Genomic DNA, 17439 nt, shown 5'->3' with positions numbered 1-17439 from the left:
GGTGTTGAGCGTTGACTATGCAGCGGTCCTGCACCCGGGTGAATACTCAACCAGTACGAATTCGTAGATATCATTCAGCTCTGAGTACGGGAGGAACCATGGGGCCGACGGTGCTTGATCTCATCGAGATGCCCCACCTGCGGCTGCGGCTGCGCGCGGGCGGCAAGGGCGTCGACAGGCATGTGACCTGGGCCCAGGCGTCCGATCTGAACACTCCGTGGGAGTGGATGACCGGTGGAGAGCTGTTGATGAAGAACGGCCGCACCCTGCCGGCCGACGTCGAGTCCCAGGTTGCACTGCTGCGCGCGTTGTCCGACACCGGTACCGCAGGCCTCGTGCTCGGTATGGATCCCGACACCCCGGAACTGCAGCAGGACGCGGTCGATGTCGCCGACGAGTTGGGCCTGCCGATCCTCATCGCGCCGTTCTCGGCGGGGTTCACCACCATCGGGCGAGCTGTCGCCGAGGCCAACATGTCCGACGAAGGCCGGCGGCTCGCCATGACCGAACGTGTCTACACCCTGATCCAGCGGTCGGTGCTCAACCCGGGCAAGGGCGGGATCCTCGACCAGTTTTCCCGGGAATTACGTTGTCGCTTGGCCCTTCTCGACGGTGAGACCGGTACCGCGGTGCTCGACGGCAGCGTTGAGCCGCCCGAGAGGCTGCGACGCGCGGTCGTCGATCTCATCGCGCAACGCGGCGGGATGCTCCCCGGAGTTCTGCACTTGGATGCCGATGGCTTCCGGGGCCAGATCGTGGAGGTCCCCGATCCGGATCCGACGGTGCTGGTGACGTACGACTTCCGCGGCGCGCCGCCCGATCTCGTCGTCCTGCAACACGTGGCCACTGCCGCGGGGGTACTTCTGGTGCAACAGGGCATCCGCCGTGAGCATCGGCGCCGATTGGGCGCCGAGACCTTGGCCAACGTGATGGATCTGCGGTTGGGCGAACGCGAGCTGTCGCGTCAACTCGATGAGGCCGGGTTACCGGCCGAACGCTGTGTGCTCGTGGCGGCACAGGGCGGCAGCAGCACGGGGGAACGCGATCTGCACCTGAGCCTCGATCGCCACCGGATCCCGCATCTGCTGTTGCGTCGGGCCGGATTGCTCTACGCACTGCTCCCGGCGGGCCCCCAGGCGCTGGCGGTGCTGCGCCGTCGGCTGGGACCTGACGCATTGCTCGGGATCAGCGATCCGCTCGTGGCCACCGGGCGGGCGCCTGCGGCGGTCCGGGAGGCCAACTGGGCGGTGCGCGACGCCGCGAACATGGCGGAGCGCCAGTGTCATTACGCCGACGCGACGCTGCTATCGGTCCTGCGGGACGCCGACGAGGCACAACTCGTGGTTGACCGCGTGCTTGGCGACTTGCTGGCCTACGACACCGAACACGGCACCACGCTCGTCGAGACGCTCGACACGTTTCTGCGGCTGGACAAGTCGTGGCAGCTCACGGCCGACGAGGTCGGCGTGCATCGGCAGACGGTCGCCTATCGACTGCGGCGCATCGAAGAGATCACCGGCCGCAACCTCGCCGCCACCGCCCATATCGCGGAGCTGTGGCTGGCCCTGCGAGCCCGGGACCTCGTCGTCGCACCGGATGCGTGATCGGGCGCCGGTTGGCCGACGCGAAGTAACGGCTGTTACATTTCATGACGTGACAGAGCAACGCGATGCGGTGGTGCGCTGGCTCGTGCTGGTGGTGCGGGTACCGGCGGAGCCGTCACGGCACCGCGTCGCGGTGTGGCGCGAGCTTCGCCGCGTAGGCGCGTTGCAGATCGGTCAGGGCGTGTGGGTTGTCCCGGACGTGCCGGTCTTCGCAGAAGGAGTTGCCCGCGTGACCGAACTGGCCCGACGCGGAGATGGCGAGGTGCTGATGCTCGACGCCGCAGGCCGCCACGAGCCCGATGCGGCCCGCCTCGAGGCCATGTTCACCGCCGAGCGTGCCGAGGAGTGGGCGGAATTCCTCTCTGACTGTGTGGGTTTCGACGCAGAGATCGACAAGGAGATCGCCAAGGGCAAGTTCACCATGGCCGAACTCGAGGAAGAGGAACAGAGTCTGGAGCGGTTACGCCGCTGGCACCGCGACATCAAGGCCCGTGACGTGTTCGGCGCATCGGCTGCCACGGAGGCCGACCAGAGACTCAAGCACTGTGCCGATCGCTTGGCCGACTACACCGAACGGGTCTTCGCGGCCCTGCACCAGATGTGAGACCGCACCGTGACCACCGACACCCGAATCTTCTACGTCATCAACCACTTTGCCCGGGACACACCGTGGCTGCACGCGATCGTGTCCGGATACGCCGCCTACGGAGTCGTGTTGTTCGCGGCGCTGCTGCTGGCCGGATGGTGGACGGCCCGTAGCGATGCGGATCCCGCTCGTATGGTCGCGGCGGCGTGGGCCCCGTTGGGGATGCTCGCGGCGTTGGCCGTGAATCAGCCGGTTGCGGCGGTGGTGAACGAAGTACGGCCATGTCAGGCTCTTCACGACATCGTGGTGCTGCACTGCAACACCGATCCCGGATTCCCCAGTGATCACGCGGTCATGGCCGGTGCCGTGACGGCCGGATTATGGCTGGTGCGTTGGCGTCTCGGTGTTCTCGCTGCGATCGCGGCAGCGGTTATGGCCTTCGCCCGGGTGTACATCGGCGCCCACTATCCGCAGGATGTCGTGGCCGGGTTGGTGTTCGGCGCCATGGTCAGCCTCGGTGGCTACTTACTCGTGCGGCCCCTCCTGCGTCGCGTGCTGACGGCGCTGAGCGGCACCCCGCTGAGCATTCTGTTCACGACGCAGGGAACGGATACTGCTGTGACACAGAAGAAGTCGTTGTGACGACGGGTGGGCAGGCGCCTGTTGCGCGGGCCCGATTGCTGCCGCTGTACGCCGCGGCTTTCGTCACTGCATTTGGGGCACACAGCATCGCCGCCAGCCTCGCGGGTTACACACAGGCAGAACACACCAGCCTGCTCACGTTGGGTCTGCTGCTCGCGGTGTACGACGGCGCGGAAGTCCTGCTCAAACCCGTGTTCGGAACGCTCGCAGACCGCGTCGGCGCGCGCCCCGTGCTGCTCGGCGGTCTGGTGGCGTTCGCACTGGCATCCGCCGCGTTCGTGCTCGCAGGCAATCCCGGTCTGATCGGGTTGGCCCGGTTCGGCCAGGGCGCCGCGGCTGCCGCGTTCTCTCCGGCCGCCGGAGCGATGGTTGCCCGGTTGACGCCGGCCACCGCGCACGGCCGGGCCTTCGGCAGCTATGGCGCGTGGAAAGGCATCGGGTACACCCTCGGGCCGGTCCTCGGTGGCGTCCTGATCACGGTGGACGGATACCGGCTGCTGTTCAGCACCCTGGCGGTGCTCGCAGCCGTCGTGGCCGGCTGGGCGCTGGTGGTGGTGCCTTCCGTGGAGGTGCTCCCGAAGAAGCGCCAGACCGTTGTGGACCTCGCGCGTCGCCTGGCCAGCGGCAGTTTCTTGCGGCCCACCGCCGCTCTGGCAGGCGCCACTGCGGCTCTGGCTGTCGGCGTCGGGTTCCTGCCGGCGATCGGCGCCCGCCACGGCCTCGGGCCCCTGGCCACCGGTGCGGCCGTGTCGGTGTTGGCGGCTGCTGCCGCGCTGATCCAGCCGAGGGTGGGCCGCGCGCGGGACGCCGGGCGGCTGCGGGACCGAACCGGCATGACCGTCGGCCTGCTGCTGGCCGCCACCGGAATCGCGCTCGCCACCGTGGTGCCGGCGCTCGCAGGCATCCTGTTGGCGGCGGTAACCATCGGGGCCGGCACCGGACTGATCACCCCGCTCGGCTTCGCGCACCTCGCCCAGAGCAGCCCACCCGAACGGCTCGGTCAGACCATGGGATCCGCTGAGATCGGTCGTGAGCTCGGTGATGCCGGGGGACCGCTGCTCGTCGGTGCCGTCGCCACCGCGTTGACGCTGAACGCCGGAATGCTGGCGATCAGCCTGGTGTTGGCCGCGCTGGCCGCCCTCGTCGGGGCGACACGTTCACGACGGACTGTGGAACCGTAGCGACGCTCAGCCGACCTCGTTGCTGCGGTCGGTGAGGCCGAGTCGCAGGTGCTCGCTGTGGTAGACGGCTTCGTCGAGCAGTTGGGCAACGTGGTTGTCGTACAGGCTGTAGACGATGCTGCGGCCGGAGCGCGTCCCGGTGACCAGCCCCAGATTGCGCAACAGGCGGAGCTGATGCGAGACCAGGGATTGCTCCAATCCGATGGCGTCGGCCAACTCCGAGACCGAGCATGCGCCCTGGCGCAGCTCGGTCAGGATCATCAGTCGGCTCGGTGTGGCGAGCGCTTGCAGTGTCGTGGCCACCTGCGCGGCGGCATCCGCGTCGAGCCGCCCGGCAGGGCGATCACGACCTTCGACACCGTGCCCCATCGTTGCAGTGTACTAACCACAACGAATGAAGACATGTTCATGTGTTCTGATATCGTCTCGACGGTACCTGCTCATCTGTCGTTGGAGGTGGCGTCATGCCGGCGCTCACGGAGGCCGCCCGGCCGGCCAGGGTCGCTTCGTCAGCACTTCCTGGGCGGCGCAGAGCCTTCGATCTACCCGAAACCCGCTGGGCTGCAGCATCATTGGCGCTGTTTCTGGCGGGGCTGGCGGCCCAGCTCATGGGAGGGCCCGCGTGGTCCTGGTGGGCGTTGTACTTGGCCGGCTACCTGACCGGCGGTTGGGAACCGGCACTGGCCGGGCTGCAGGCATTGCGCGAGAAGACCTTGGATGTGGACCTGTTGATGGGCGCCGCAGCGATCGGGGCGGCCGCCATCGGGCAGATCACCGACGGGGCCCTGTTGATCGTGATTTTTGCGACCTCCGGTGCGCTGGAGGCGCTTGCCACCGCTCGTACCGAGGACGCGGTGCGCGGCCTGCTCGACCTCGCGCCGGACAGCGCCACCCGAGTATCCGAGGACGGGCGCGAGGAGACCGTCAGGGTCGCCGACCTTGAGGTCGGTGATGTGGTGCTGGTGCGGCCCGGGGAGCGCGTCGGTGCCGACGCCACCGTGATCGCCGGTGCCAGCGAGATCGACCAGGCCACCATCACCGGCGAACCGCTGCCGGTGGACAAATCCGCGGGAGACGAGGTCTTCGCCGGGACACTCAACGGCACTGGGGCACTGCGCATCCGGGTGGACCGCCGAGCCGAGGACTCGGTGGTCGCCCGGATCGCCGCGCTGGTGCACGAGGCCGGCCAGACCAAGGCCCGCACGCAGCTGTTCATCGAGAAGATCGAGCAGCGCTACTCGATCGGCATGGTCGCGGTCACCGTCGCCGTGTTCGTCATCCCGCTGCTGTTCGGCGACACCTTGCAAGCGTCACTGCTGCGCGCGATGACCTTCATGATCGTGGCGTCGCCGTGCGCCGTGGTGCTGGCGACCATGCCTCCGCTGCTCGCGGCGATCGCCAACGCCGGCAGGCACGGCGTCCTGGTCAAGTCTGCCGTCGTCATGGAGCAACTCGGCACCACCACCGCGGTCGCGTTCGACAAGACCGGAACCCTGACCCGCGGCATCCCCGAATTCGGCGAAATCCACGTTCTCGCACCAGGTATGACCGACGACGACGCGCTGGCGCTGGCAGCCGCGGCCGAGCACCCCAGCGAGCATCCGCTCGGCGCGGCGATTGTGCACGCCGCGAAGGCCCGCGGTCTGCGATGGCCCGACGCCACGGACTTCAGCGCGAAGCCGGGGCTCGGCGTCAGCGCGACCGTCAACGGCGAACGCGTCAGCGTCGCATCGCCGACGGGGTTGCCGGGCGGCCTCGACCGCGCGGAAGCGGAGGTCGTCGCCCTCGCGCAGCAGCGGGGCTGCACAGCGGTGATCGTGAGCGTCGCCGACCGGCCAGTCGCGGTGCTGGGACTGACGGACCAGCTGCGGCCGGACGCCGCCGATGCGGTGGCTGCCGCCGCCCGGCTTACCGGGCGCACGCCGGTGCTGTTGACCGGCGACAACCAGACTGCCGCCACGATCTTGGCCGACCGGGTGGGCATCACCGATGTCCGTGCCGGTCTGCTTCCGCACGACAAGGTCTCCGCTGTCGCGGAATTGCAGGCCGACGGAACGCGATTGGCGATGGTCGGCGACGGGATCAACGACGCACCCGCGTTGGCCGCGGCGCACGTGGGTCTCGCCATGGGCGGGGCCGGGTCGGATCTGACGTTGCAGACCGCCGATGCCGTGGTCATCGGCGACGACCTGAGCGCGGTCGCCACCGTGGTCGCGCTGTCGCGTCGTGCCCGCCGCGTGGTCGTCGCGAACCTGGTGATCGCCGCGACATTCATTGCCGCGCTGGTTGTTTGGGACCTCGCGGCGACCTTGCCGTTGCCGTTGGGAGTGGCCGGACACGAAGGATCCACAGTCATCGTGGGGCTCAACGGGCTTCGGCTGTTGCGTAGTGCGGCGTGGCGGACCGCAGCGGACGCGACCTGACCAGCGTCGGCCACCAGAACCAGGGCCCGAGCAATCGGACGAGGCACGGCACGATGAACGATCGCACGATCAGGGTGTCGAGCAACAGCCCGATGCATACCGTCGAGCCGACCTGGCCGATGGTGCGTAGATCGCTGGAGAGCATCGCCAGCATCGTGAAGGCGAACACCAAACCGGCGGAGGTCACCACACCACCGGTACTGCCCAGCGCGCGGATCAGCCCGGTGTTCAGTCCAGCGTGGACCTCCTCTTTGAGCCGAGCGATCAACAGCAGGTTGTAGTCCGAACCGACCGCCACCAGGATGATGAACGTCAGCGGCAGAATCAGCCAGTGCAGGTGCAGGCCGATCAGATGCTGCCAAATCAGCACGGACAATCCGAACGCACCGGCGTAGGAGAAGGCCACCGTCCCGGGAATCACCAAGGCGGCCACCAGAGAACGCGTGATCACCATCATGATGAGGAAGATCAGCACGAACGCGGCGATGGCGGCGATGAGCAGATCGGACTTGGCGTACTGCTGGATGTCTCTGTTGTTGGAGCCCGAGCCGCCGATGTAGATCTTCGAGCCCGCCAACGAGGTCTCCTTCAAGGCGATCTTGATCGCGTCGGGGAACTGCTCGACGTGCTCGATGCCTTCGGGCCCCATGGCGTTGCCCTCGTGGGTGACGATGAAGCGCGCGGCCTTGCCGTCCGGCGACATCATCAGTGCCATACCGGTTTTGATGTCCTCGTTGTCGAACGCCTCCCGCGGTATGTAGAAGAAGTCATCGCTGCGCGAGGTGTCGAAGTCGTTGCCCACGTTGATCATGTCGTCGAAGGTCTGATCGGTGTTGTCGGCCTGAATGTTCGACGGGCCATAGGTGTTGACGATCAGTGCCTGCAGTCCCTGCATGTCGTCGGCCATGATCTTGAGCTGGGACACCATCTGCGGCAACAGTTTGTCGACCACCTCCAAGGAGCCCACGGCATCCTTGATGTCACCGGCCAGGCTGTCGACGCTGTCGAGCATGTCGAACAGCGACCGGAACGCCCAGCATGCCGGAATGTCGAAACAGTGTGGCTCCCAATAGAAGTAGTTGCGCAGCGGCCTCATGAAGTCGTCGAGGTTGGCCACCTGGTCCCGCATCTGCTCGGTGACCTGCTCCATGTCCTCCATGGTGACCACGGTGTTGTGCAACTCGTCGGCGAGTTTCTGGGTCAGGTCGATCGTCTGGCGCAGCACCGTGATGGTGTGCGCCATGATCTGGGCCTGCTGATCGGTATTGCTGTTCATCTGCCGCGTGAAAGGCAACTGCTGGCCGTTGCCGCTGCCTTGCGTGGTGAACAGGTAAGGGAGGCTTGCGTGCTCGAGCGCCCGCCCCATGGGCCGGGTGATGCTCTGCACCATGGCAACGCCGGGCAGCCGGATGAGTGCCTTGGCCGCGCGGTCCAGCGAGATGAAGTCAGCCGAGTTGCGCATGTCGTGGTCGGACTCGATCATCAGCATCTCGGAAAACAGCTTGCTCTTGGGGAAGTGGCGATCCGCCGCCTGGAATCCCTGGTTGGCGGGCGCGTCGGCCGGCTGGTACGTCCGGTCGTCGAAACTGACCTGGTAGGTCGGCACGAAAACCGCTCCGAGCGCGACGAGCGTGACACTGGCGACCAGGATCGGTTTGGGCCAGCGCACCACGCTCGTGCCGATCCGCCGGTACAGCTTGGCCCCGGCCTGACGCTTCGGATCGAAGAGGCCGAAGAGGCTGCCCACGCTCAGCAGTGCCGGTCCGATGGTCAGCGCTCCGGCGACTGTCAACACCATGCTGATGGCCACGGCAGGCCCCATGGTGTGAAAGTAGTTGAGCCGGGCGAAACTCAGGCAGAATGCGGCACCGGCGATGGTGAGTCCGGAGCCGATGATGACGTGTGACACGCCGCGGTACGCGGTGTAGTAGGCGTCCTCGCGACTTTCTCCTGCCAGCCGGGCCTCGTGGTAGCGGCCCGTCAGGAAGATGCCGTAATCCGTTCCGGCGCCCAAGGTGAGCGATACGACCATGTTGACGGCGAACGAGGACAGCTCGATGTAGCCGAAATGTCCGAGGGTCGCGATGACGCCTTTGGCCGCGAGCATGAGCACCAACACCCCGAACAACGGCACCAGCATGGTGGTGATGGAGCGGTACACCAGCAGGAGCATGAAGATGATCAGGAAGATCGTGACGATCGTGATGTTGTTCAGGCTCGAATTCGCGATGTTCACCGTGTCCGCGGCCAGCGGTGCCGCGCCGCTGACGTAGACCTTGAGCCCCGGTGGCGGTGTGTCGTGGGCGATCATGTTGCGTACCGCCTGCACCGAGTCATTGGCCTGGATCTGACCGATGTCGCCGGCCAGCCGCAGCAGCACGTAGGCAGCTTTGCCGTCGAGGCTCTGTGCCCCCGCAGCGGTTATCGGCTTGCCCCAGGTGTCCATCACATACTGCACATGCGCGGTGTCGGCTTTCAGTCGACGCACCAGGTCGTCGTAGTACTGATGCTCAGGCGCGCCGAGCGGGTGGTCGGCTTCCAGTACCAGCATCGTCATGCTGGTGGAGGTCGACTCCTGAAATTTCTCGCCGATCCGCAGCATGGCCACCTGTGACGGCGCGTAGTGCGGAACCAGCGGCCCGGCGAGTTCCTCGGCAACGCGTTCGACCTGCGGCACAAAGGTATTGGTGGTCACCGCCAGCAGGGCCCAGAACACGATGATCGGAACAGCAAAAGCGCGAACGGTTTTCGCGACCAGAGGCCGGCCCGCGCGATGCTCACTCACGCGGACTTCACCCGGCAGGTGACGTCGGCGTCCTGGTGGTCATCCGACTGTTCGTCACGGACAACGTCGTTCACCAGTATCCGGCAGCCCACCTGGCCGCCATGCACTTGCGCCGAGATGCTGCCGGATACCACGGTGAGCGTGGTGGTCTCGTCGTGCGACCACGGCAGCTCCGTGAGATCGACCTGGTGCGGGTGTCCGTCGATGTCGACGTAGGACACCATGGCACCGCTTCCGGCGGATCCGAACAGTTCATAGGTGAGCTTTTTCGGCGTGAACTCCGGCGGCGCTTGCGGTTCGTTGACCGCCAGGACCGGTCCGGGTTCGGACATTTGGTGGACCTTCCACATGCAGAGCGCGCCCACACTCAACGCGATCACCGCGATCAGGGGCATCCAGGCGCGCGCCAGGATCGTCCTTCCTGCTGAACGAGGGCTCACCCGACCACCTTTCGACACCCGACCTCGGATTCGGACCCGCCATCCCCTATATCAAACAGGTTGATATTAGACGGGCTCGGCACTGGTAGTCCAACGCACGAGCGCCACCTAGTCCCGCGATGGCCGGTGGGTGTGCCGCCAGACCCGCGAATCTGCGCCACGACGACCGAGCCGGACGACCCCCGGCGCGGCGTCAACCCGCTTTCGGCAGGCGTTTCCTCAATTTTGCGACCCGCAATATCTGGGCGGTTATGTTGATGGACGAAATCATCGGAATGACGCCGAGGAATGTTCGTTCGGAGGGTGTCGCCCCGTGCAACTGCTCGAGGCTGCCGAGTACATAGAAACAACCCAGGGAGAATATAGCCGCCGGGATCGAGAATGCCATCGGCGAACTCCGATTGGCAATGGTTCGGGCCGCGAAATCGATTTCTTCTTCCGACATCGGCTCGCGTTTTCGGAGCTTGCGCAAAACCGCTTTCGTGCCGCCCACTTCCTCGGCCAACGGCGACGACGGCTGATTTCGCAAACGTATGGTGTACACGAACATGCAAGTGGCGAATGCCAACAATGCCACCAGGGCGATTATTGCGAGATTGCCGAATAGGGCTGAGCTCATCGGGTCATTCCTTTGCGCTTCCGTCAATTCGCGTCGTGCACTTGCGTGCCTGCAGCACGCTACCGCAGCAGGTCGGTCTCGACCGGTCCGCGAAGCAACTTCACAGGCCCGCACAACAACGCATCCGCGCGGCGCAGACCTGCGGTTTCGGTGCGGCAGCGGGGCGCCGGGCGACTGCGGCGACGCGAAATCCGCAGGCCAGGGTGGTCTCCGTGCTGTGGTCCGGCGTAGGGCATGCTTGTGAGGGCCCGTGCAGGTGCCGGAGTTGGCCCGCAGGGCTGCAATCCGGCGGCCCGCGGATGCGTCGCGGGCGGCTGCGGGTAGCCGTGCCACGGGCGGGATCCGGCAGGACGGTGTGGGTTTCCCGCCAGCTTGCTGACTTCTCGTGATCCGCGCGTGATCCGATCACCCGGTCGGCTGCGGCCGCCGTGGGCGCGGGATCCGAGGTTCGAGCCTGCCGGGCCGGATGTTCGCCAGCGCGGCCGGCATCCGGGATTCTGGCTGGATCTCGCACATATCCGGATTAAATGGTCAATTTGCTATTTATCGCATGTGATGCGCGTTTTGCAACCGGCGAAGAAGTATTCAAGACTATGTGTAGAAAAGCGGGAGTGACGCACGCATGTAGTGTGCGTTCCGATCAGATATCGCGTGGGGAACGGACCTATATGCCCGTATCCGGCATGGTCTAGTCTTCAACGACTACGTTGCGCCCCGGTGGTGTCTCGGGATTGCGATCAAGCTGCACATGCCGCAGCATGGTGCCCGGGTACGGGGATAGGCGAGGAGGGCTACGATTTTTGGGCTTCTGCGGCGGTTATGGATCCCGCTACTCGTGCTCGCGGTGATTAGTGCCGGAGGCTTTACCGTGTCCCGGCTGCACAGCATATTCGGCAACGAAAAGCGGCCATCTTATGCCGATACTCAATTGGCGGACACCAAACCTTTCAACCCCAAGCGACTGACCTATGAAGTCTTCGGATCCCCGGGCACCGTGGCTTCCATCAGCTACTTCGACATCAATACCGATCCGCAGTTCATCAAGAACGTCAGCCTGCCGTGGTCGCTGCAATTCGACATCACCAAGGCCACGGCGATCGGAAGCATCATGGCCCAGGGTGATAGTGACAACATCGGCTGCCGCATCACCGTGGACGACGAGGTCAAGGCCGAGAAGGTGTCGAACGAAGTGAACGCGTTTACTTCCTGCCTTCTGAAGGCAGCATGAGCCACGCACAAGTAGTCGCTCACCCGGAGGCTCGCTCACGGATTGCGACTTTCATCCGGAAGTTCTCGGTGCTCATCATTCTCGGATGGGTGGCCATCACGGTTCTGGTGACAGTCGCCATTCCTCCGCTCGAAGTCGTCGAGGCCAAACACTCGGTGTCGCTGAGCCCGCCGGATGCGCCGTCGGTCATGGCGATGAAGCGCATGGGCGAGGTGTTCCAGGAATCCAATTCGGAGAGTGTCGCGGTCATCGTCCTGGAGGGCGACGAACCGCTCGGAGACGAGGCGCACAAGTACTACGACAGCGTTATTCGGCAGCTGAAGGCCGATCCGACGCACATCCAGCACGTCCAGGATTTCTGGGGAGATCCGCTCACCGCCGGTGCCGCTCAAAGTGCCGACGGTAAGGCCGCATACGTCCAGTTGAACCTCCACGGAAGTTTCGGGCAGGCCGCGGCCAACGAGTCGGTGAAGGCCGTTCAGGACGTCGTGAAGAACACGCCGCAGCCACCGGGGCTCCACACCTATGTGACCGGCCCCGCCGCGATCGTCGCGGACATGGGGCAGAGCGGGAACCGGACGGTCATCCTGATCACGGTCGTCAGCATCGGGGTCATCTTCCTGATGCTGCTCTTGCTCTACCGCTCCTTCGTCACCGTCATCATCCTGCTGCTGACCGTGGCCATCGAGCTGCAGGTGGCCCGCGGATTGGTGGCATTCCTCGGCTTGCACGGCATCGTCGGGCTCACGACCTACGTCGTCAATCTGCTGGTGTCCGTCGGTATCGCCGCCGGAACCGACTACGGGATCTTCTTCACCGGGCGATATCAAGAGGCGCGGCAGGCAGGCGAAGACCGGGAATCCGCCTACTACACCGCCTATCACGGAGTTGCCAAGGTCGTCCTGGCGTCCGGCGTGACGATCGCGGGCGCCATTGCCTGCCTCAGCTTCACCCGGCTGCCCTACTTCAAACCGCTCGGCATCCCCGGCGCCGTGGGCATATTGGTGGCCGTCGCGGTGGCTCTCACGTTGGTTCCGGCAGCGATCGCCGCCGGCAGCAGGTTCGGCTTCTTCGACCCCAAACGACTTGTCACGACGCGCCGCTGGCGACGGATCGGCACCGCGATCGTGCGCTGGCCCGCGCCCATCCTGGCCGCGACGATCGCCGTGGCGGCGATCGGTCTGCTGACCTTGCCCGGATACAACCCGAGTTACAGTGACCAGAAGTTCATTCCGCAGGACATTCCTGCCAATCAGGGATTCACGGCCGCCGAGCGTCATTTCCCTCAATCGAAGATGACGACGCCGGACCTCTTGCTGATCGAGTCGGATCACGATATGCGCACTCCGGCAGATCTTCTGGTGCTCAACAAGCTGGCCAAGGCGGTGTTCGCGGTTCCGGGCATCGCCAACGTGCAGTCGATCACGCGGCCCGAGGGAACTCAGCTCGAACACTCGTCGATCCCGTTCATGCTCAGCATGTCGAACGCCGGTCAACGGCTGAGCCTGCCGTTCCAGAAGGAGCGGATGGAGGACATGCTCACGCAGGCCGACGAGATGTCGAAGACGATCGCGCTCATGCAGCGCATGTACGGCCTGATGCAGGAGATGGTGGCGACGACCCATCGGATGGTCGACACCACCCACGGGCTTCAGGAGGACATGGCGGTATTGCGAGACCATGTCGCGGATTTCGATGACTTCTGGCGGCCGATCCGCAATTACCTGTACTGGGAACCGCATTGCTACGACATCCCGCTGTGCTGGTCGATTCGATCGATCTTCGACGCACTCGACGGTGTCGACCGCGTGACCGACAAGATGCAGATCATGGTCAAGGATCTCGACCACTTGGACACCCTGATGCCGCAGATGCTCGAGCAGTTCCCGCCGATGATCGAGTCGATGCAGAGCACCCGTCAGATGATGCTGACGATGCACAGCACCATGTCCGGCATCTTCTCCCAGATGGATGATTCGACCGAGAACGCGACGGCGATGGGCAAGGCGTTCGATGCGTCGAAGAACGACGACTCCTTCTACCTGCCCCCAGATGTCCTGAACAACAAAGACTTCCAGCGCATCATGAAGATCTTCCTGTCGCCGGACGGGAAGGCCGCGCGCATGCTCATCACGCAGCGCGGCGATCCCGCGACGCCCGAGGGCATCGCGCGAGTCGAACCGATTCAGATCGCGGCCGAGGAAGCGCTCAAGGGGACGCCGCTGGAGAACGCCAGACTGTCCCTCGCTGGCACCGCTGCGGGCGTGAAGGATCTGGTCGACGGCTCCAAATACGATCTGCTGATCGCCGGTGTCGCGGCACTGTGCCTGATCTTCGTCATCATGCTGATCATGACGCGGAGTCTGGTCGCCGCGCTGGTCATCGTCGGTACCGTGGCGATGTCGCTCGGCGCGTCGTTCGGCCTGTCCGTCCTTGTCTGGCAACACATTCTGGGCCTCCAGATCAACTGGGTCGTGCTGGCGATGTCGGTGATCGTGCTGTTGGCGGTCGGCTCCGACTACAACCTGTTGTTGGTGTCGCGGATGAAAGAGGAACTGGCCGCGGGCATCAACACCGGCATCATCCGGGCCATGGGCGGGACCGGCAAGGTGGTGACGGCCGCCGGCCTGGTGTTCGCAGCCACGATGGCGTCGATGATCGTCAGCGATCTGCTGACCATCGGACAGGTGGGTACGACAATCGGTCTCGGGCTGTTGTTCGACACCTTGATCGTGCGTGCCTTCATGACACCGTCCATCGCCGCGCTGTTGGGCCGGTGGTTCTGGTGGCCGCAGATGGTGCGTCCCCGCCCCGCCAGTTCGATGCTCCGACCGGTAGGTCCGCGCCCGCTGGTGCGTTCCCTGCTGATGAGGGATTAGCGAGCGCCGATGAGGACCGAGCACTCGCCGCCCTTCATTGCGCGCGCGATACGTAAGCTCTCGCCACTGGTCATACTGGCGTGGCTGGCGCTGATCCTGTTCAGCACCTTGGCATCCGTCGACTGGAAGTGGAAATCGGCGATCCCGGCTTTGGAGCATGTCGCCGAAGAGCGTTCTGTCGCACTGATGCCCAGGGATGCGCCTTCGGTGAAGGCCATCCTGCGGATGGGCCAGGATTTCAAAGAATCCAAATCCGACAGCGCGGCGATGATCGTCCTGGAAGGGCAGCAGCCGCTCGGTGAGGATTCCCACAAGTATTACGACCAGCTGATTCGCGATCTGCGTGCCGATCCCGATCACGTCGAGCATGTTCAGGATCTGTGGGGAGACCGGCTCACCTCCTCAAGCGTGCAGAGCCCTGACGGCAAGGCGACCTATGTGCAGCTCAATCTCGTCGGCAATCAAGGCACCGCCGAGGGAGACGCATCGGTGGCCGCGGTCCGCGACATCGTCGCTCGAATACCGGCTCCTGACGGGGTCAAGACCTATGTCACGGGTGCAGCGCCGCTGGCCTCCGACATCCAGCACAGCGGTAACAAATCCATCCTGAAGATCACCGCGGTCACCGTCGTGATCATCTTCACCATGCTTCTGCTGGTCTACCGCTCGGCGATCACGGTGATCCTGCTGTTGACCATGGTCGGCCTCGAATTGGCCGCGGCCCGCGGCGTCGTCGCCTTTCTCGGGCACAACGACGTCTTCGTGTTGTCGACCTATGCGGTCAACATGCTGGTCTTCCTCAGCATCGCGGCCGGAACCGATTACGGCATCTTCTATTTCGGCCGATATCAAGAAGCGCGCCAAGCCGGTGAGAGCCCGGTAAAGGCCTACTACACCACGTACCGCAGCGTCACCCCGGTCGTTCTGGCATCCGGGCTGACGATCTCCGGGGCGGTGTTCTGCCTGAACTTCGCCCGGCTGCCCTATTTCCACACCATGGGCGTCCCATGCGCGGTCGGCATGGTCGTCTCAGTCCTCGCCGCCATCACACTGGTGCCCGCTGGCATTTCGTTGGCCACCGGCATCGGGCTGCTGGAGCCGAAGCGAAAGCTGCGGGTGCATCGCTGGCGTGGCATCGGCACCGCTGTGGTCCGCTGGCCCGGCCCCATCCTGGTCGCGTCGATGGCCGTCGCGCTCGTCGGCCTCGTGACGCTGCCGGGGTACAAAACCAGCTACAACGACCGGCAGTACATCCCCAGCAGCATTCCGGCGAAAATGGGATTCGATGCCGCAGAACGGCATTTCTCCCAGTCGCGCGTGACACCCGATGTGCTCATGGTGGAAACCGACCACGATCTGCGGAACCCGGCCGACTTCCTGGTGCTCAACAGACTTGCCAAGGCGATCTTCAAGGTGCGCGGTATCTCGCGGGTGCAGGGCATCACCCGACCCGAGGGCACCCCGATCGAACACACGTCGGTCCCGTTCCTGCTCAGTCTGCAGAACGCCGGTCAGTCGCAAGCCACGGAGTTCCAGAAGGCTCGCATCGACGACATGCTGAAGCAGGCCGACGACATGACCAAGATGATCGACTCCATGCAGCACACCTACGAGGTGATGAAAGAGCTTTCGGCAACGATGCAGAGCATGGTCGCGCACACGCACGACCTACAGGAACTCACTGATGAATTGCGAGCCAATCTGGCTCTTTTCGATGATTTCCTGCGACCGATCCGCAGCTACTTCTACTGGGAGCCGCACTGCTTCGACATCCCGATCTGCTGGTCGTTGCGATCGGTCTTCGATGCGCTGGATTCTGTTGACGCCCTTGATGACAAGCTCGCCGTCCTGGTCGACAACATGGACGAGATGTCTTCGATCCTGCCGCAGCTGCTGATGCAGTACCCGCAGATGATCGCCGTCATGCAGACCATGCGTGACATGACGCTGACCTCGCATGCCACCATGGCCGGACTGCTGTCCCAGATGGACGAATCGAGCAAGGACGCCAATGCGATGGGGCAGGCGTTCGATGCCGCGAAGAATGACGACACGTTCTTCCTGCCGCCAGAGGTGTTCGAGAACCCGGATTTCAAGCGCGCGATGGATTCGTTCCTGTCGCCCGACGGTAAGACCGTTCGATTCATCATCTCCCACAACGGAGACCCGGCAACGCCGGAGGGCATCAAGCGAATCGAGCAAATACGAACTGCGGCAGAGGAAGCGCTCAAGGGTACGCCGCTGGTGGGCGGCAAGATCTACCTCGCCGGCGCTGCGTCGACCGCCAAGGACTGGAAAGACGGATCCGGATACGATCTGCTGATCGCCGGGATCGCGGCGCTGTGCCTGGTATTCGCGATCATGCTCATCATCACGCGCAGCTTCATCGCTGCCCTCGTGATCGTGGGGACGGTCGCACTGTCCCTCGGTGCGTCCTTCGGCATGTCGGTGCTGCTGTGGCAGTACATCCTTGGCATCAACCTGCACTGGATGGTGCTGGCCATGTCGGTGATCATCCTGCTCGCCGTCGGCTCCGACTACAACCTGTTGTTGGTATCCCGCATGAAGGAAGAAATCGGCGCGGGTATCAACACGGGCATCATCCGTGCCATGGGCGGTACCGGAAAGGTGGTCACGTCGGCCGGGCTGGTGTTCGCCGCCACCATGGCCTCCATGGTGGTGAGCGAGCTGCAGGTCATCGGCCAGATCGGTACCACGATCGGCCTGGGACTTCTGTTCGACACCTTGATCGTTCGTTCGTTCATGACGCCATCGATCGCGGCATTGCTCGGCCGGTGGTTCTGGTGGCCGCAGCGCGTGCGGCCGCGTCCCGCCAGCGCGTTGCTGCGTCCCTACGGTCCGCGTCCGGCGGTGCGGTCGCTGCTGGGAAGCCCGCTCAACCCGTATGAGGCGCCTACGGTGCAGTTCGCGAAGATCCGCGACTGACCGAGCTGAATGTCGATGCTTGACAGGCGTTTTGGCGTGCCTGGTGCCCGATCAAGAGCCAAGAAAGCAGATACGGGTGCGGTGCACATGTCGTGCACCGCACCCG

Annotated in this window: 12 protein-coding genes; 8 read left to right on the top strand and 4 right to left on the bottom strand. The window is 64.6% G+C overall.

The window, feature by feature from the left end; translation table 11 throughout:
• Positions 1–98 precede the first annotated feature (98 nt).
• Genes RMCB_RS11150 through RMCB_RS11135 form a run of 4 tightly spaced genes read left to right on the top strand, consistent with a single transcriptional unit; the run spans position 99 to position 4013 of the window.
• Positions 99–1604 (top strand): PucR family transcriptional regulator, encoded by a 1506-nt coding sequence (locus RMCB_RS11150; protein WP_062828815.1) that lies wholly within the window; start codon positions 99–101, stop codon positions 1602–1604.
• A gap of 49 nt (positions 1605–1653) precedes the next feature.
• A complete protein-coding gene (locus tag RMCB_RS11145; RefSeq protein WP_062828814.1) occupies positions 1654–2208 on the top strand; it encodes a Chromate resistance protein ChrB in 555 nt (184 codons plus the stop codon).
• Positions 2209–2217: 9 nt separating this feature from the next.
• On the top strand, positions 2218–2832 hold the full coding sequence (locus RMCB_RS11140; RefSeq protein ID WP_062828813.1) for a phosphatase PAP2 family protein: 615 nt from the start codon (positions 2218–2220) through the stop codon (positions 2830–2832).
• The gene (locus RMCB_RS11135; protein ID WP_062828812.1) at positions 2829–4013 is read left to right on the top strand and encodes an MFS transporter; all 1185 of its coding nucleotides are present in this window, start codon (positions 2829–2831) and stop codon (positions 4011–4013) included. Before RMCB_RS11140 ends, RMCB_RS11135 begins: the two co-directional genes overlap by 4 nt.
• Before the next feature lie 6 nt (positions 4014–4019).
• On the opposite strand, the gene RMCB_RS11130 is transcribed toward RMCB_RS11135, so the two are convergent.
• Entirely contained in the window at positions 4020–4382 is a 363-nt protein-coding gene (locus tag RMCB_RS11130; protein WP_029370286.1) for an ArsR/SmtB family transcription factor, read from the bottom strand.
• 95 nt (positions 4383–4477) lie between these two features.
• On the opposite strand from RMCB_RS11130, the gene RMCB_RS11125 reads away from it, so the two are divergent.
• On the top strand, positions 4478–6436 hold the full coding sequence (locus tag RMCB_RS11125; RefSeq protein WP_062828811.1) for a heavy metal translocating P-type ATPase: 1959 nt from the start codon (positions 4478–4480) through the stop codon (positions 6434–6436).
• Here RMCB_RS11125 and RMCB_RS11120 read toward each other — a convergent pair.
• The 3 genes from RMCB_RS11120 to RMCB_RS11110 all read right to left on the bottom strand — a co-directional run bounded on the left by RMCB_RS11120 (position 6378) and on the right by RMCB_RS11110 (position 10280).
• A complete protein-coding gene (locus RMCB_RS11120) occupies positions 6378–9221 on the bottom strand; it encodes an MMPL/RND family transporter (protein ID WP_062828810.1) in 2844 nt (947 codons plus the stop codon). The two genes, RMCB_RS11125 and RMCB_RS11120, sit on opposite strands and share 59 nt — an antisense overlap.
• Positions 9218–9661, bottom strand: a complete 444-nt coding sequence (locus tag RMCB_RS11115) for an MmpS family transport accessory protein (protein WP_072278456.1) — start codon at positions 9659–9661, stop codon at positions 9218–9220. The genes RMCB_RS11120 and RMCB_RS11115 overlap by 4 nt, the downstream gene beginning before the upstream one ends.
• A gap of 193 nt (positions 9662–9854) precedes the next feature.
• Positions 9855–10280 carry a hypothetical protein gene (locus RMCB_RS11110; RefSeq protein WP_062828809.1) on the bottom strand — a complete coding sequence of 142 codons (426 nt, stop codon included), beginning with the start codon at positions 10278–10280 and terminating at the stop codon, positions 9855–9857.
• Positions 10281–11088: 808 nt separating this feature from the next.
• On the opposite strand from RMCB_RS11110, the gene RMCB_RS11105 reads away from it, so the two are divergent.
• Genes RMCB_RS11105 through RMCB_RS11095 form a run of 3 tightly spaced genes read left to right on the top strand, consistent with a single transcriptional unit; the run spans position 11089 to position 17333 of the window.
• The gene (locus RMCB_RS11105; protein ID WP_029370291.1) at positions 11089–11508 is read left to right on the top strand and encodes an MmpS family transport accessory protein; all 420 of its coding nucleotides are present in this window, start codon (positions 11089–11091) and stop codon (positions 11506–11508) included.
• Positions 11505–14387 (top strand): MMPL/RND family transporter, encoded by a 2883-nt coding sequence (locus RMCB_RS11100; RefSeq protein WP_062828808.1) that lies wholly within the window; start codon positions 11505–11507, stop codon positions 14385–14387. Before RMCB_RS11105 ends, RMCB_RS11100 begins: the two co-directional genes overlap by 4 nt.
• A 9-nt stretch (positions 14388–14396) precedes the next feature.
• Positions 14397–17333, top strand: coding sequence for an MMPL/RND family transporter (locus RMCB_RS11095; RefSeq protein ID WP_062828807.1), 2937 nt, complete (start codon positions 14397–14399; stop codon positions 17331–17333).
• Positions 17334–17439 lie beyond the last annotated feature (106 nt).

Source organism: Mycolicibacterium brisbanense (assembly GCF_001570425.1).
In the GTDB taxonomy this organism is placed as follows: domain Bacteria; phylum Actinomycetota; class Actinomycetes; order Mycobacteriales; family Mycobacteriaceae; genus Mycobacterium; species Mycobacterium brisbanense.
Note: the sequence above shows the minus strand (reverse complement) of the source record. Positions and strands in the feature narration are given on the sequence as shown.

Excerpts from the sequence above, each read along its gene's own strand:
- RMCB_RS11150 (WP_062828815.1), top strand. The coding sequence starts at position 99 with ATGGGGCCGACGGTGCTTGATCTCATCGAGATGCCCCACCTGCGGCTG.
- RMCB_RS11130 (WP_029370286.1), bottom strand. The coding sequence starts at position 4,382 with ATGGGGCACGGTGTCGAAGGTCGTGATCGCCCTGCCGGGCGGCTCGAC.
- RMCB_RS11125 (WP_062828811.1), top strand. The coding sequence starts at position 4,478 with ATGCCGGCGCTCACGGAGGCCGCCCGGCCGGCCAGGGTCGCTTCGTCA.
- RMCB_RS11110 (WP_062828809.1), bottom strand. The coding sequence starts at position 10,280 with ATGAGCTCAGCCCTATTCGGCAATCTCGCAATAATCGCCCTGGTGGCA.
- RMCB_RS11100 (WP_062828808.1), top strand. The coding sequence starts at position 11,505 with ATGAGCCACGCACAAGTAGTCGCTCACCCGGAGGCTCGCTCACGGATT.
- RMCB_RS11095 (WP_062828807.1), top strand. The coding sequence starts at position 14,397 with ATGAGGACCGAGCACTCGCCGCCCTTCATTGCGCGCGCGATACGTAAG.